The organism is Enterococcus salsurae, assembly GCF_054784955.1.
Map to the genome: position 1 here is coordinate 526631 of NZ_BAAHWY010000002.1, position 15002 is coordinate 541632.

General features: G+C 44.4%; 15 protein-coding genes and 1 pseudogene. 3 read left to right on the forward strand and 13 right to left on the reverse strand.

Going from position 1 to position 15002, the window contains the following annotated elements:
- Positions 1-336: 336 nt before the first annotated feature.
- The 7 genes from ACYVRS_RS06775 to ACYVRS_RS06805 form a co-directional block, all read right to left on the reverse strand.
- Positions 337-1104: a C39 family peptidase gene (locus ACYVRS_RS06775; RefSeq protein ID WP_461203015.1), complete on the reverse strand. Its 768-nt coding sequence runs from the start codon at positions 1102-1104 to the stop codon at positions 337-339.
- 80 nt (positions 1105-1184) lie between these two features.
- Complete coding sequence (locus ACYVRS_RS06780) at positions 1185-1499, reverse strand: GNAT family N-acetyltransferase (RefSeq protein WP_461203016.1); 315 nt, start codon at positions 1497-1499, stop codon at positions 1185-1187.
- Positions 1429-1716 (reverse strand): hypothetical protein, encoded by a 288-nt coding sequence (locus ACYVRS_RS06785; protein WP_461203017.1) that lies wholly within the window; start codon positions 1714-1716, stop codon positions 1429-1431. The genes ACYVRS_RS06780 and ACYVRS_RS06785 overlap by 71 nt, the downstream gene beginning before the upstream one ends.
- Positions 1717-1913: 197 nt before the next feature.
- Positions 1914-2528 carry a hypothetical protein gene (locus ACYVRS_RS06790; protein ID WP_461203018.1) on the reverse strand — a complete coding sequence of 205 codons (615 nt, stop codon included), beginning with the start codon at positions 2526-2528 and terminating at the stop codon, positions 1914-1916.
- Positions 2529-2706: 178 nt separating this feature from the next.
- Entirely contained in the window at positions 2707-3588 is an 882-nt protein-coding gene (gene rsmA / locus ACYVRS_RS06795; RefSeq protein WP_461203130.1) for a 16S rRNA (adenine(1518)-N(6)/adenine(1519)-N(6))-dimethyltransferase RsmA, read from the reverse strand.
- Entirely contained in the window at positions 3585-4160 is a 576-nt protein-coding gene (rnmV, locus tag ACYVRS_RS06800; RefSeq protein WP_312497428.1) for a ribonuclease M5, read from the reverse strand. The genes rsmA and rnmV overlap by 4 nt, the downstream gene beginning before the upstream one ends.
- Complete coding sequence (locus ACYVRS_RS06805) at positions 4150-4923, reverse strand: TatD family hydrolase (protein WP_461203019.1); 774 nt, start codon at positions 4921-4923, stop codon at positions 4150-4152. Before ACYVRS_RS06805 ends, rnmV begins: the two co-directional genes overlap by 11 nt.
- Before the next feature lie 185 nt (positions 4924-5108).
- On the opposite strand from ACYVRS_RS06805, the gene ACYVRS_RS06810 reads away from it, so the two are divergent.
- Together ACYVRS_RS06810 and ACYVRS_RS06815 are read left to right on the forward strand one after the other, a co-directional pair.
- Positions 5109-5828: a hypothetical protein gene (locus ACYVRS_RS06810; protein ID WP_461203020.1), complete on the forward strand. Its 720-nt coding sequence runs from the start codon at positions 5109-5111 to the stop codon at positions 5826-5828.
- A 171-nt stretch (positions 5829-5999) separates the two neighbouring features.
- Positions 6000-6854: a metallophosphoesterase gene (locus ACYVRS_RS06815; protein WP_312540461.1), complete on the forward strand. Its 855-nt coding sequence runs from the start codon at positions 6000-6002 to the stop codon at positions 6852-6854.
- Positions 6855-6942: 88 nt separating this feature from the next.
- On the opposite strand, the gene ACYVRS_RS06820 is transcribed toward ACYVRS_RS06815, so the two are convergent.
- The 3 genes and pseudogenes from ACYVRS_RS06820 to ACYVRS_RS06830 all read right to left on the reverse strand — a co-directional run bounded on the left by ACYVRS_RS06820 (position 6943) and on the right by ACYVRS_RS06830 (position 9427).
- Complete coding sequence (locus tag ACYVRS_RS06820) at positions 6943-7842, reverse strand: metal ABC transporter solute-binding protein, Zn/Mn family (RefSeq protein ID WP_461203131.1); 900 nt, start codon at positions 7840-7842, stop codon at positions 6943-6945.
- A gap of 60 nt (positions 7843-7902) precedes the next feature.
- Positions 7903-8703 (reverse strand): annotated as a pseudogene (locus ACYVRS_RS06825) (iron chelate uptake ABC transporter family permease subunit); the annotation flags it as partial.
- A 1-nt stretch (position 8704) separates the two neighbouring features.
- Entirely contained in the window at positions 8705-9427 is a 723-nt protein-coding gene (locus ACYVRS_RS06830) for a metal ABC transporter ATP-binding protein (RefSeq protein WP_461203021.1), read from the reverse strand.
- A gap of 228 nt (positions 9428-9655) precedes the next feature.
- Between ACYVRS_RS06830 and ACYVRS_RS06835 the strand changes: the two genes are divergently transcribed.
- The gene (locus ACYVRS_RS06835) at positions 9656-11173 is read left to right on the forward strand and encodes a flavocytochrome c (RefSeq protein WP_461203022.1); all 1518 of its coding nucleotides are present in this window, start codon (positions 9656-9658) and stop codon (positions 11171-11173) included.
- A gap of 125 nt (positions 11174-11298) precedes the next feature.
- On the opposite strand, the gene ACYVRS_RS06840 is transcribed toward ACYVRS_RS06835, so the two are convergent.
- From ACYVRS_RS06840 to ACYVRS_RS06850, 3 genes are all read right to left on the reverse strand, one after another.
- Positions 11299-12261, reverse strand: a complete 963-nt coding sequence (locus ACYVRS_RS06840) for a D-2-hydroxyacid dehydrogenase (RefSeq protein WP_461197795.1) — start codon at positions 12259-12261, stop codon at positions 11299-11301.
- Positions 12258-13577, reverse strand: coding sequence for an APC family permease (locus ACYVRS_RS06845; protein ID WP_461203023.1), 1320 nt, complete (start codon positions 13575-13577; stop codon positions 12258-12260). The genes ACYVRS_RS06840 and ACYVRS_RS06845 overlap by 4 nt, the downstream gene beginning before the upstream one ends.
- A 121-nt stretch (positions 13578-13698) precedes the next feature.
- Entirely contained in the window at positions 13699-14913 is a 1215-nt protein-coding gene (locus tag ACYVRS_RS06850; protein ID WP_313538709.1) for an MFS transporter, read from the reverse strand.
- Between the last annotated feature and the right edge of the window lie 89 nt (positions 14914-15002).

Here is a 15002-nt window from a genome sequence, read left to right on the forward strand (position 1 = left end):
AAATACAAAAAAGCCGCCCCTTTTGCCTTACAGCAAAAGGGACGACTGACGCGCGTTACCACCCTCATTCGTGTTATTCTCACAAATAACACCTCAACAGTACACTATGATACTTGGCGCGGTAACGGGCGCATTCCGTTTGTTTGGCGTGAACCAAATAAAAAACTCGGAGTTCATCTTCACAGATCGCCTCATTCTCCTTTCTCACCAACCGGAGTCTCTGTACCTTCGTCGATCTGCTACTCTTCTCTTCAACGTTCATCAAATTCTATACGTAATTTTCAAAAATTATAATTGTTTTTTCATCTACTGTCAACGAGAACTTTCAGCATTTTTTCATTTTTGTAAATAAAGATACTGTTGCCCCATCTTCTCGTAAATTTCAGCAAGATCCGTTTTACGGACCGCACGGTCTTTGTAACCATAGGGATCATTGACGTACATTGTCTCTTCATCGATGCCAGTGATGACGACGCTATGGATCAACGCAGTCACATAGATCGGGCCATTTTTGGTTTCCCACCTGAAAAAATCAGCGTTTGTCGGCACCTGCAGCTCCAACGTTGCGATCATCCAGATAGGTGTTCCGGATGCTAAGACCGTCAAAAGCTCAGAAAAGCTGCGATCACGACCGCTGACAACTTGAACATCTTCTGGTACGACTTTTTTTGCCACTTCAGCGATTGGTTCAACATCCACACCCATCGCCGCATCGCCCCCATAAATATTCCCGACAAAGCCTTCTCGGGGATCACCTCGATAGCTGCCCTCTTCATAGACAGGCACATAGTTGAGGATTGAGGCTAAGGTGTTTTTATCAGTATCGATAGCATAATAATTCAACAGCATCGATAATGCGGTGACTTCACATCCATTGCCCAATGCCACTTCATCAAACTGGTTTTCAAGCGGCACATCTAAACGAATCGCTTCTGCTGTTTCCCCGTTGCTTGATGATGTGGCACTCGTTCCTGCTTCATCCACTAACTGATCCTGCTGAAGGATGAAAGGGGATGCCCCTTGCTCGCTGTCAAAAAAACACCAAAAGAAGACTGCACCAAGGATCAAACATGAAACAATAGCCATAATTGTTTTTTTCTTCATTGGTCCCCTCCTTGCATGCCTTTTATTCATTATACCGAAAACAAATGGACCCGCCTATTCAGATGGATTGTCATTGTGTACTATAGTTCAAATGCTGACGAATATCTCAATGTGCCTTGAACTGACTGGAGCGCTTGCGCATACAATGGTTTGATCATAAATGCCTCATCAGGCACTTCAGCAGAAGAAAAAATTTGATACTTGCTTGCCCGAACATAATGAAATCTAGCATAGTAGGTTGGATCACCTAATATACTGACAAATCGGTCATTCCCTTTTTGCGCTCTTTTGTCAAGTTCATTGACTATTTCTCCGCCAATGCCCTTACTTTGATAGGAAACTGAGACACTCAAGGGCGCCAGCACCAACCCTAAAAAAACGTGCTCCTTTTTCATTGATTACTTCACATGGACTCATCAGTCCATGGCCAACTATTTTCCCGCTTTCAGTGACTGCCACAACTTCTAAATCCTGCACGTAACCTGAGCTGTTGCGAATATTCGTGACTAGTTTTGCTTCATCATTGTATCCGTGATCTGATTGTTCAAAGACTTCGCGAATCAACTGTTCAATTTCTTCCTCATCTTGTGTTTGAATGGTTCGAATGTCCATGCGTCTTTCCTCTCCTTCATGTGCGCTACAATCATATTATATCCTAGAACTAGTTATCTAAAACACGCTTTTTTTTCCTTTACCTACTTGCTTTCTCTTAAGCAACACGTACGATAAAAAAGGCAGAAATGAACGATTGCTCGTCCTTTCTGCCTTTTTGATGCAAGAAAATATCTTATAGTCCTAACCCCACGCTTTTATGAACCCAGCTCTTTTTGTTTTTTCAAAAAACGCTGCTTCGCTTGTTTGAATGCGTTGATTTCAAATTGTTTGCTAAGTGCGCCAGCCACAAAATAGGCCAGATTGAAGTCAATCAAACTATGGATCAATCCGCCAATGCCCATCAAGACAAAGAGAAAATAGTAAAAATTGCCATCAAAAGAAGTCCCTGGGACATTCCCTGTAAAGTAAAAGAGTGCAACCACACCCATCTCGATCACGGAATGGATCAACCCAATCACCAAATTAAACAATTGTAATCTTCCGTTAAACAACGTCGGCTTGCCTTTTTTTAGCAAAATACCTGGATGATTTTGCAAATAAAGGGCACCGATCACGGCAAAAATCACATGGGACAACGCCCGCAACGCGATGATTGGCGGTAATGATAAAAAGAACCCAAATGTCGTCCCTAACGCGACGGCAATTGCCATCGCTGGTAAGAAAAACATCGCAACAAATACTGGTACATGACTGGCCAATGTAAATGACGCCGGTCCGATCACGATTTTGGGCATGACCATCGGTATCACGATCCCCATCCCGATCAGTAAAGCAGCAATGGTCAAATGACGAATAGAATGATTTTTCATTTTTTACGAACTCCTTCAATGTGTCTTGACACGTTTAATGAGCTTATTCTACCTGTATTTATCTCAGGTGTCAAGACACAAGAGGCGCAACACTAGATTCTATACGTCATTGTCTAAAGTCAATAAAAAAAGGAAACGAATCAATCGTTTCCCTCAAAAAATATGTGCGTCAAGCAGATTATTTCCGCGCTAGCATCTCATTACTCAAACGAGCAAACTCTGCCAAGGATAGTGTCTCACCGCGACGTGTAGGATCGATGCCGCTGGCTTCGAGGCTGTTTCGCAACCATGCTTTGGTGTCTTCATCTTTGCCATAAGTATTTTGCAGATTATTCCACAATGTTTTGCGGCGCAATTGAAAGGCTGATTTGGTCAACTTGAAAAATTCTTTTTCGTCCGTTACTGCCACTGCTGGGGTTTCACGCCGGGTTAATTTCAAGATTGCGGAATCAACATTGGGCTGTGGCACGAAGACAGTCTTGGGAACGATAAAAGCCAATTTGGCCTCCATGTAATATTGGACTGCAATCGACAATGAACCATACGCTTTGGTGCCAGGTTCTGCTGAAATACGATCAGCAACTTCTTTTTGCATCATGACAACCATTTCTTGCACAGGCACATTGGATTCCAGAAAGTGCATCATGATTGGTGTCGTGATGTAATAAGGCAAATTGGCCACTACTTTCAGCGGTAGCACTTGATCGAATGCTGTGCTGATGGTCGTTGCCAAGTCTGCTTGCAAGACATCTTGATGAATGACTTTGACGTTTGGATAAGGACGCATCGTATCAGCCAATACCGGGATCAGCCGATCATCGATTTCGAAGGCCACGACTTGTTTGGCCTGTTTGGCTAATTGCTCGGTCAGTGCACCAATGCCCGGTCCAACTTCAATGACATTGGTGTCTTGATCGATTCCAGCTGTATCCACGATTTTGCGCAAAATGTTCGGTTCTGTCAAAAAATTTTGCCCTAAGCTTTTCTTAAAGGTAAATCCATGTTTTGCTAAAATTTCTTTGGTTCTCGAGGGGGTAGCAATATCTCGTTCTTCCATTATTGTTCATCCTCCACTATTTTCATCGCAGCGGCAAATTCAGCTTCTGTGATCCGAAACATTGCCAGCCTTTTTTCTAATTGTTTGCCATTCGTATAACCGATGCGCAAAATATCGCCAAGCCGCTCTCGCTTCTCTTTCGCCCCAGGTCCGGCAATCAAGCCAAAAGCCAACAGCAATTGGCGGTCGATCGGCTGGTTCTCTGCAGCGTCTTGGTCATTGATTGGTGTCACGACTTTTTGCAAAGCTTCTTTCAAGGCCTGATGACTCGCATGTTCTACACCTAAGCTGCCTTTGCCTTTTGGTGCTGCTTGACTACGAGGCAAAAAAGCATGCTTGGCATCAGGAACAGCTTCCATGATTATTTTACGGATTTTTTCTCCTGAAAAATCTGGATCGGTAAAAACGATCACGCCCCGTGTTTCTTGTGCCAATTCAATTTGATCTAAAATGCCTTGATCGATCGCTGAACCAATGGTTTCAATGGTGTCAACATTGAATACTTCTTGGAGTCTGCGGGTATCGTCTTTGCCTTCGACGACAATGATTTCTTCGATCTTTGGCTTAGTTGCCATCGATGTTGAACAGCCGATGGGCATTTTCTCTGGTATAGTCAGCGACTTGTTGCGGTGTCTGATCCCGCAAAGCAGCAATTTGATTGACGACATAATGGGTGTAGCCAGGTTCGTTGCGTTTGCCACGATAAGGAACAGGTGCAAGATACGGCGCATCCGTTTCAACGAGCAAACGATCTTGCGGCACGATTTTGGCTGCCGCTTGTACATCTAATGCTTTCTTGAACGTGACAACGCCGCTAAAAGAAATGTGCATACCTAGGTCAAGAAATTTCTTGGCCCATTCATCATCGCCGCTGAAACTATGCATAATGCCGCCGATATCTTGAACTTTCTCCTCTTTCAAAATTGCATAGGTGTCTTCGATCGCGTCACGGGTATGGATACTGATCGGTAAGCCCCGTTCTCTTGCGATAGCGATTTGTCGGCGAAAAACCCGCACTTGCACATCTTTGGGATCTTCCATCCAATGATAATCCAAGCCAATTTCACCTAAAGCCACAACTTTTGGCACGTCCAGTCGTTCTTCGAGGAATGCTTCAACAGCTGGCGTATAACTGCCCGCTTCAGTAGGGTGCCAGCCGATAATACTATAAATGAACGGATATTCCTTGCTCAACGCAAGTGACTTTTCCACTGTTGGATGATCAAACCCTACCACAGCCATCTCAGTCACACCAAGTTCTTGGGCGCGGGCAATCGTTTCTGGAATATCTTCATTGAATTGTTCTGCATTTAAATGAGTATGGGTATCAAAAATCATGATTAGCCTCCTTAGTTCTCCTATACTCTAGCATATTTTGCGACTTTAAGAAACGAATCATGGTTGCTTTTTTCACTGACTTTAGGAAACTTTCAGCAAGTGGTAAAAAATCCGCCTCAGGTTGGAGGAAGTTCCCCCTGGATTCTCCTATACTGAGTAGTAGATAAACCTATGGAGGTGTAAACATGGAAAAATCAAAAGTTATCGGCAGCCGCTTTTTTTCAACGGATTCGGATTTCCGAAGCAAATCAACGATGAAAAAGCGCTATCAATATTATCGACAACAAAATGCCCACCGACAATTTGGGCCGGATTTCAAACGGGAATTCCAGCACGACTTTCCAAATTTTGCCACTTGGTTGAAATTGCAGCAGCAAGTGCCGCAAACCAATCAAACAAATACCTTTTCCCATTGGGCGATACTCGGCACGTTCACCCTTTTCACTGCAGCGACATTTTCTCAACAGCTCTTATTCCTTTTTGTTCTATTGATCGTTGCCGCATTGGTCAAAGGTCCTGGCATGATCCTGTGGGGGATCCTCTATTCGTTTTTGGTCAGCTTGTTTCCACCTTTAGGTTTGTTGCTTTCAGCCATATTCTTTTTATTGACGATTCGCCAATTGACCAAGAATATGACCTTTGTCCTATCGGCTCTTTATTTCTACAGCTATCCTATCTTGATCACTGTATTGCATCAGTTTACAACATGGAATGACCAATGGTTGTTTTACGGTAGTATCGCATGTGCTTTGATAAGCGGCCATCTGATTTTGAAACGTAATTATCTGTTTGCTTCAAGCAAAGGTGTGGCTTGGGCGTTGATGACGGTGCCCTATGATTGTATCATGGCGCTCGTACCGAAAAAACATAAGGCACGTTTATTTAAATCTCCTAAAATGAAGTAACAACGATTTGTTCCGAAGCACTGGCTTGATTGCCGTTCTTCGGTTTTTTTATGCTTATTGACCAGCCCAAGTTGGGCATCTTTTATTTAGATTTATACGCACTGTTGGATTGCTTTTTGTGCGAGAATCTACTATGCTAGATAAGAGAAAAATCAAAAAAGGAGCCTCGCCATGCTGACCCTTATTATCCTTGCATTCCTCGTCATAGGCGTGCTGCTATACTCCTTTATCATAGAACCCCATCGGTTGACTCAACGCCATTATTTGATTAAAAAAGACAAGCAGACCGTACTGGATATTTCGAAAGCGTATGATATGTATCAAGAGAATGAAACGATCGTGATCGCCCATATCAGTGACTTGCATGTTTCTCACTGGTATAAACCGCGACGCCTGAATCGCATCATCCGTTCAACGATCCAGCAACAACCGGACTTGATCGTTATCACGGGTGATTTGATCGACAATTACAAAAAATGGCCCCATCGTTCCACCAATCGATTAGTCGAAAAACTCAAAAAATTACAGGCACCGATGGGCAAATTGGCTGTCTTGGGTAATCATGATCATCTCCATGATGGTCATTACTTTGTAGCAGAAGTTTTTCGAAACGCAGGTTTCACCCTATTGGACAATGAATCGGTCTTTGGCTCTGACGAAAAAACATCGATGTCGATCACTGGCATTGATATCGACAGTCCGAAAGTCAACTTTTCATATGAATCAACCTTAGCAGAATGGCAGATTTTGTTGTTGCACGAACCTGATTACATCACACGCCTCACCAATCTCCACAGCTATGATTTGATTTTGTCTGGACATAGCCACGGCGGACAGATTCGCTTGCCCTTTTACTATGCGAAAACCAAAGGCGCGCTCACCTATACGGATGGTCTATATATTTTCGGGAAAGAGACACTTCTCAGTGTGTCAAGCGGTATTGGGATGACAAAAATCCCCGCCCGCTTAGGGGTGCCTCCGGAAATGATTTATTATCACTTGGTGCCGCAAAAAGACGACCAATAAGTCAAAAAGAAAACCAGCAAATACAACATTGCCCATGGAGGCATGCTGTATTTGCTGGTTTTTTTAGGTAATAAGATGGGGCTGGTGTTTATTCTTGCGTCAGCCCTGCATAAATAGTCTCTAAGTTCCATTGCATCATTCGATAATAACTATCCCCCTCTTCACCAGGTTCGGCGATCGAATCGGTAAAGACTGTATCATAGATCGGAATGCCTGAATCTCGGGACACACTTTGCATCGGTCTTGTATTGACGCTGCTTTCGACAAACAAGGAAGCCACTTCAGATGATTGCAACTGATCGACCAAATCTTTGATCTGTGCAGGTGTTCCTTCTTCTTCCGTATTGATTTCCCAAATATAGGCTGAAGGCACACCATAAGCTTTAGAAAAGTATTTAAAGGCGCCTTCACTAGTAACGATCAATTTTTTCTCATCCGGGATCGAGGCAAAGTTGGCTTTGGCTTTCTCGTCCAGGGCCGTTAAATCTGCAAAATAATTGTTGAGATTTTCTTCATAGTAGGCTTGGTTATCAGGATCTTTTTCAATTAATCGCTGCGCGATATTTCGCGCATAGATCATGCCATTCTCCAAATTCAGCCAAGCATGAGGATCTGCTTTGCTGTGGTCTTCATCATCAGAAAGGTATAACACATCTACACCGTCGCTGACGGCAAAATAGTCTTGATCTGCGACTTTGTTGGCATTTTCCATCAATTTGGTAAACCAGCCATTTCCCCCTGTTTCCAAATTCAATCCATTATACAAAAGCAAGTCTGCATCTGTCGCCAATCGGACGTCTTCTGCTAACGGTTCGTACTCATGAGGATCTCTGCCTACTGGAACGATACTGTGCAGATCGATTTTGTCACCAGCGATGTTTTTCGTGATATCTGCAATGATCGAATTGGTGACCACAACAGACAGTTTGCCCTCCGTTTGACTAGACGGATGATTGCTTTCTGCCAAGAAGAAGCCGCCAGCTATCACTGCCACGGCCAAAGCAGCAGTTGCTGACCACCGTTTGACTGGACTGGTTTTTTGTTTTGGTGAAAAAAGAAAGCCGAATACAAAGAAGGCACCTGCTGTCAGGACAATACTTGAACCTGCTGCAATATTAAAGGTGTAGCCGATAAACAGACCGACAAAAGATGCCAAACCACCTAACGCGCCAGCAATCAGCATCATCTTTTTCAATTCCTTCGTAAACAAATACGCGGTGGCAGCTGGTGTCACCAATAAGGCCACGATCAAAATCGTACCGACACTTTGCATCGCTGTCACAGCGACTAATGTCAAAAGAAACATCAGCAAGTAGTGATATCGCTGCACTTTCATCCCAAAAGCTTTGGCCATCATTGGATCAAATGAGGTAATCAATAAGGGACGGAAAAAGACAATAATGACTGCCAACACCACCAAAGCAATGATGATCGTCAACCATTTGTCACTATCCTGCACCGCCAAGACATTCCCAAAAAGAATATGGAAGAGATCCGTAGAACTATTGGCCACCCCGATCAAAATAACCCCTAATGCCAAGAAAGAACTAAAGGTGATGCCAATGGCGGTATCACTCTTGATCAAACTATTATTAGAAATATACGTAATGATCATCGAAGCCAACAGACCGAATAAAATCGCGCCGACAAAAAAATGGATCCCAAAAATATATGACAAGGCAACACCTGGCAAAACTGCATGGGAAATCGCATCTCCCATCAATGACATGCCCCGCAAAATAATAAAGCAACCAATCACACCCGCCACGATGCCAATCGCTACTGCTGTGATCAACGCATTCTGCAGAAAATGATAGGTGCCTAAACTAGTAAAAAAAGTTGTGACCATTCTACATCCCGCCTTTCACAATGATCGTATCGCCAAACGTACGTGTTAGATTGGCATCCGTGAACACATCTGCCACAGACCCATAAGCAATCAAGAGTTGGTTCAACATCACCAGCGCATCAAAGTATTCTGTGATTTTCCCTAGATCATGATGGACAATAAAAATCGTCTTGCCTGCCTCACGCAATTGTCTGAGTAATGCCACAATAATCGCTTCACTCGCAGCATCGATACCAGCAAAAGGTTCATCTAGAAAAATGAAATCAGCCTCTTGCACCAATGTCCGTGCAATTAAGACCCGTTGAAATTGCCCACCGGACAACTCGCCAATTTGGCGATCCGTAAAATCGGTCATCTCCACTGCAGCTAAAGCTGTGTTGACTTGCGCCCATTGAGTGGGACGAATCCGCTGCAACAAGCGCATATTCGGATACAGCCCAAGGGATACCACTTCTTTGACAGTAATTGGAAATGTATAATCAATCGCTGATTTTTGTTCTACATACGCAATACGCCTTTGAAATGCTGCTAAAGGCTGATCATCCGCTGTGACAGACCCGGTGGCCGGGATCAATTGCAAGGCCGCTTTGATAAATGTCGACTTCCCTGCCCCATTCGGTCCAATAATCCCCACGATCGATGGCTTTTCTGTCGCAAAAGAAACCGCCTCGACTGCTTGATGTATGCCATCGTATGTAGCAGATATCGATGAAAAAGTAATCATATTCTCACTCCATTTCTATAGTTAAGGTTTATTTATTTTATTTTTTAGGCTAACCTAACTTATCTCTATTATACAAAACTGATTTGGTTTTGCAAGAGGGAGTTTATTTTCAGATTGATAGAAAATAAAAATATTCTCATTTACATGTGATATATTGAACAAATTTTAAAAATATCCGTCGTTTTATGGTACCCTATTAGTTGGAAAAAAGTTTTTAGGAGGAATAAAATGAAGAAATTGGGCAAAACATTCGCAATTGTCGGGGCACTTACGCTGTTAAGCGCTTGTGGTGCTGATTCACAAACAAGCAGCAGCGCAAGCAGTAAAGCTGTCAGCAGTGAAGAAACAGATGCAAATTCAGCTGCATCTGGTCAGGAGTACACGGATCCTAGCGAGTTGGCAGACAGCTATGATGTCGTGATCGTCGGGGCTGGCGGTGCAGGAATGGCGGCAGCCATCCAAGCCAAAGACGCCGGTGCCAATCCAGTCATTTTAGAGAAAATGCCGATTGCTGGCGGCAATACCTTAAAGTCTTCTGCAGGTATGAATGCTTCAGAAACCAAGTTCCAAGAAGCTGAGGGAATTGAAGATTCAAACGACTTATTTTATGAAGAAACATTGGCTGGTGGTAAAGGAACAAATGACAAAGAATTATTACGCTACTTTGTTGATCACTCAGCTGAAGCCATCGATTGGCTTGATTCAATGGGAATCACACTGGATAACTTGACTGTCACAGGCGGGATGAGCGAAAAAAGAACCCACCGCCCAACAGACGGTTCAGCGGTAGGCGAGTATTTAGTCGACGGCTTGATGCGCAATATCCATGAGAACGAAATTCCGATTTTCGTGAATGCAGATGTCAAAGAAATCAATGAAGTTGATGGCCAAGTCAATGGCGTCACCGTCAATGTCGAAGGCAGTGAAAAAACAATCGATGCCAAAGCAGTCGTTGTCACTACCGGCGGATTTGGTGCCAACATGGATATGATCGAAGCATATGATCCAGAGCTAAAAGACTATGTGACGACAAACCAAGAAGGCTCTACTGGTGATGGAATCAAAATGATCGAGGCACTAGGCGGCCAAACCGTTGATTTGGACAAGATCCAAATTCACCCAACCGTCGATCAATCGAAATCATTGTTGATCACTGAAGCTGTTCGCGGTGAAGGTGCGATTCTGGTCAACGCTGACGGTCAACGCTTCTATAATGAAATGGACACCCGTGATAAAGTTTCGGCAGCCATTATTGCATTACCAGAAAAATCAGCCACGTTAGTGTTTGATGCCGGCGTCAAAGAACGGGTGACAGCGATTGACTTTTATGCCTCTCAAGGCCTAGTCAAATCTGCGGATACCATTGAAGCTTTGGCTGAAGAATTATCAATGCCGGAAGAGACATTAGCAGAAACAGTTGCCACTTGGAATGACAGCGTGGCTGCTGGCAAAGATGAGTCTTTTGGCAGAGAAACAGGGATGGACCATGACCTGTCTACTGGTCCTTACTACGCCATCGCGATTGCCCCTGGTATCCACCATACAATGGGTGGCGTCAAGATCAATACCAATACGGAAGTCATCTCAACAGATGATCAAACGATCCCTGGTTTATTCGCAGCAGGAGAAGTCACCGGCGGTCTTCACGGTGATAACCGGATCGGCGGAAATGCCGTTGCAGATATCATTATTTTCGGGCGTCAAGCAGGAACAAAATCTGCGGCCTATGCAGCAGAACAAGAGTAAACAATAAGAAAAACAGCAATGTAAAAGGCGCGGGGCGCTTTTACATTGCTGTTTCTTTTTGAAGAAAATATTCTGCCATCTCTAACGCTAAATAGACTACGGCCTCAGCCATCGATCATTTGCTTTTAGGAAACCACATTTTGCGGCGTATCATTGACAAATGCAGCCAAGTTGCCAACAGCGATCGCCATCAAACGCTGTCTTGTTTCTGTTGGGGCCCAAGCGATATGAGGTGTGAGGTAACAATTCGGTGCTTGCAGCAATGGATTATCCGCTGCTATCGGTTCTTTCGACACCACATCTGCTGCCAACGCTGCGAGTTTCCCTTCAGACAAGGCTTGTGCCACAGCGGCTTCATCCAGCAAGCCACCACGGGCAGTGTTGACCAAGATCGCTGTATCTTTCATATGGCCTAACGCCGTCTGATCAATCATTCCCTCTGTTTCAGGAAATTGCGGAACATGCAGACTGATGATATCTGCTTCTTGATATAGGGATTCTAATGTGACTTGTTTGGCCCACTCAGCTTGTGGGGCTTTTGGCCGATGGTTATAGTAAATGACCTGCATGTGAAAGGCATGGGCGATCGTTGCCACTGCCTGAGCAATTGCACCATACCCAATCAAGCCTAACGTTTTGCCTGCCAATTCCGTCAATGGTGTCTGCCAATAAGAAAAGTCCTTGCTTTGCTGCCAATCCCCCTGATGGACGGATCGATTGTGGTGGCCGACTTGATTGGTCACTTCTAACAACAGTGCAAAGGTCGCTTGCGCCACAGCATTCGTACTGTAACTCGGAATATTGGTCACAATGATTCCTTGTGCTTTGGCTGCTTTTAGATCAACCACATTATAACCAGTGGCCAATACGCCGATATACCGTAATTCCGGACAAGCCTGTAAGACGTCTTCGGTCAATGGCGTTTTGTTGGTGAAGACCGCTGTTGCCTCCCCAATCCGTGTGATGATTTCTGAAGGATCCGTATAGGAGGTTCGATCATATACCGTCAAATCGCCAAGTGCTTCCATTTCCCGCCAATCCAAATCTCCTGGATTCAGCGCATAGCCATCTAGTACAACAATCTTCATTTGATTGCTCCTTTCGCTTTTGCATAATAGATTGGGATCCCCAATGCTGTCACACCTATCCCAATGATCGCGAGCCCTGGGGTCGTGATCATAGTCATCACCAAAATAAAGCAACCGCCAAGTAACGCGATCAATGGCGTGATTGGATACAACGGGACACGGTAAGGTCGGTTCATGTGGGGATCGCGTTTGCGCAATAACAGCACACCTATAAACAATAATACACTAAAGAACCACATCACGAAAACCAGCATATCAGTCAATAAATCGAAGGTACCCAAAAAAATCATGATGCAGGCAATACTGACTTGCAAGATAGCCGCCGCATAAGGGGCATTGGTGCGCTTGCTCAAAGTCGCAAATGTCCGGCTAAAAGGAATCTCGTCGGCCAAAGCCATCGCATAAGGCACCCGCAGACCGGTCATGGTATAGCCATTCAATGCCCCATAGACAGAAATCAAAATCCCGATCGTCACCAATTTACCGCCAAAGCCGCCAAATAAAGCCATCGCTGTTTCTGAAGCACTATTCAAGTTCCCTGCGATTTGATCGATCGGCAAAGTTTTGAGAAAAGCCACATTGATCAACACATAGACCAGTGTCACAAAACTCAAGCCAAAAATAATTGCTTTCGGCAAGTCTTTTTCCGGCTGTTTCATCTCTCCTGCCACATTTCCGACACCTAACCAACCGTCATAGGCAAAAAGCGTGGCCAATAAAGCACTGCTAATACCTGCCAATACTGAATCTTGATTGTTTGAAGAAAAATCAACAAGGGAAACCTCCACCTGACCCGGCAAAATCAATCCAGCCAGAATGATCAACGCGATCGGGATCAATTTGATCGCCAAGGTAAAAGACTGGACCCTTGCAGCTGCTTTCGTCCCCAGCAAATTGATACATGTCACACTGATTGCAGTCACGATCGTCAATGGCATCAAATAATGGCTTGATAAATGAAATAAGTTGATGCATTGCGTCGCGAAAATAATACTTAAAGCCGCGACATTGGCAGGAAAGTAGATGATACTTTGCGCCCAACCAAGCAAAAACGAGGGTAGTTTGCCATAAATTTTTTCAATATAGCGAATAGCCCCACCCGTCTCAGGAATCGCTGTCGCCAACTCAGCCACAGTCAATCCACCGCAAATCGTTAGAAAACCAGCAAGCAGCCAAACCAATATCGTCAAACCGGTTGACTGGGTCTGCTGCACAACTGCGGCGGCTTTAAAGAAAACGCCCGCACCAATCACAGTCCCCATCACGGTCGATAATGCCCCAAAAAAACTGATTTCTTTTTTTAATTGACTTTTCACACCTTCACTTCCTTCACCTTGAATTAGTCAAAGTATAGCGGATAGCTGTAAGCTTGACTAGCACTTTTTGACAAATAAAAAAAGCAAATGCTTTCATCTGATCAGCACTTGCTTCACTCAATTAATCTTGATTTGACAGTATTTCTAGGGGAACTTGTTCTGTTCTGCTGATTCGGTGCAAGAAGGTCAAAGCGACCAATAACAGGAGCGGAAATACAACTGCCGCTAAAATCCCCAGTTGCAGGCTCGCCCCGGACCACTCTACGACATTGCCGACAACAGCTGGGCCTAATGAACAGCCTAGATCACCAGCTAAAGCCAAGTAAGCAAACAACGCTGTGCCGCCATTGCGAATATACTGTGCCGAAAAGCTGAAAATACCTGGCCACAAAATTCCAACTGCAAAACCGCTGATCCCGCAGCCTAAGAAACCAATCAATGGCATCTTTGCTAAACCAATCATGCCATAGGCAATCAAGCACAGGCTTAAACTAAAGACCATAAAGCGCTTGAGGTCGATCCGTTCGCCAAAACGGCCATAAAGCAATCGAGAAGCGCCCATCATGAGGGCGAAAACCATCGGGCCAGATAAATCACCCACCGTTTTTGACACCCCTAAGCCTTGTTCGGCAAACGTTGAAGCCCACTGGCTGACTGCTTGTTCAGACGCACCCGCACAGACCATCATCACAAGCAGCAGCCAAAACGTTTTTAATTTAAATAAGCCGCGCGTAGATAAACCCTGCGCTCCTTCTGCTACGATTGGCGCCAAGGGTACTTTCATAAAAACAAATAAATTGGCTATCGGCAACAATGACCAAATCATCGCCAACAGCTGCCAGCGAACGATCCCGAAAACCGCAAAGAAAAGCGTTGACAACAAGACAACCCCCACATAGCCCCAGCAATAGAAAGAATGCAGCAAACTCATCGCCTTTTCCTTATGGTCAGTTGGACTGGCTTCAACGATTGGGCTCACCAACACTTCTAAAAGCCCCCCGCCAATTGCATATAGAACCACTGCTGCTAACAACCCGCTGAAAGGGGAGGGAAATATGGCTGGAAAAACGGCCAAACCAATCAAACCAGCAGCAGCAAAGCCATGTGCCGCCACGATCGATGGACGATACCCGATGCGGTCGACAAAGAAAATCGCCGCAAAATCAACCAACAATTGGGTCAAAAAATTGATACTCACCAAAAGGGTGATTTGAGTGATTGGTAATTGATACTGAGATTGAAAGGTCAAAAAAAGCAATGGTGCAAAATTGTTGATGATCGCTTGAACAATATACCCCACAAAGCAAGCGGTCAACGTTGCTTGAAAATTTTTCATTTTGTTCCTCCTTTATACCCTCAGTATACGCAATGTTTAGCCGATTAAACCATGGAAAAAACACGCTTTTATGCTAGATTATCTTCGTA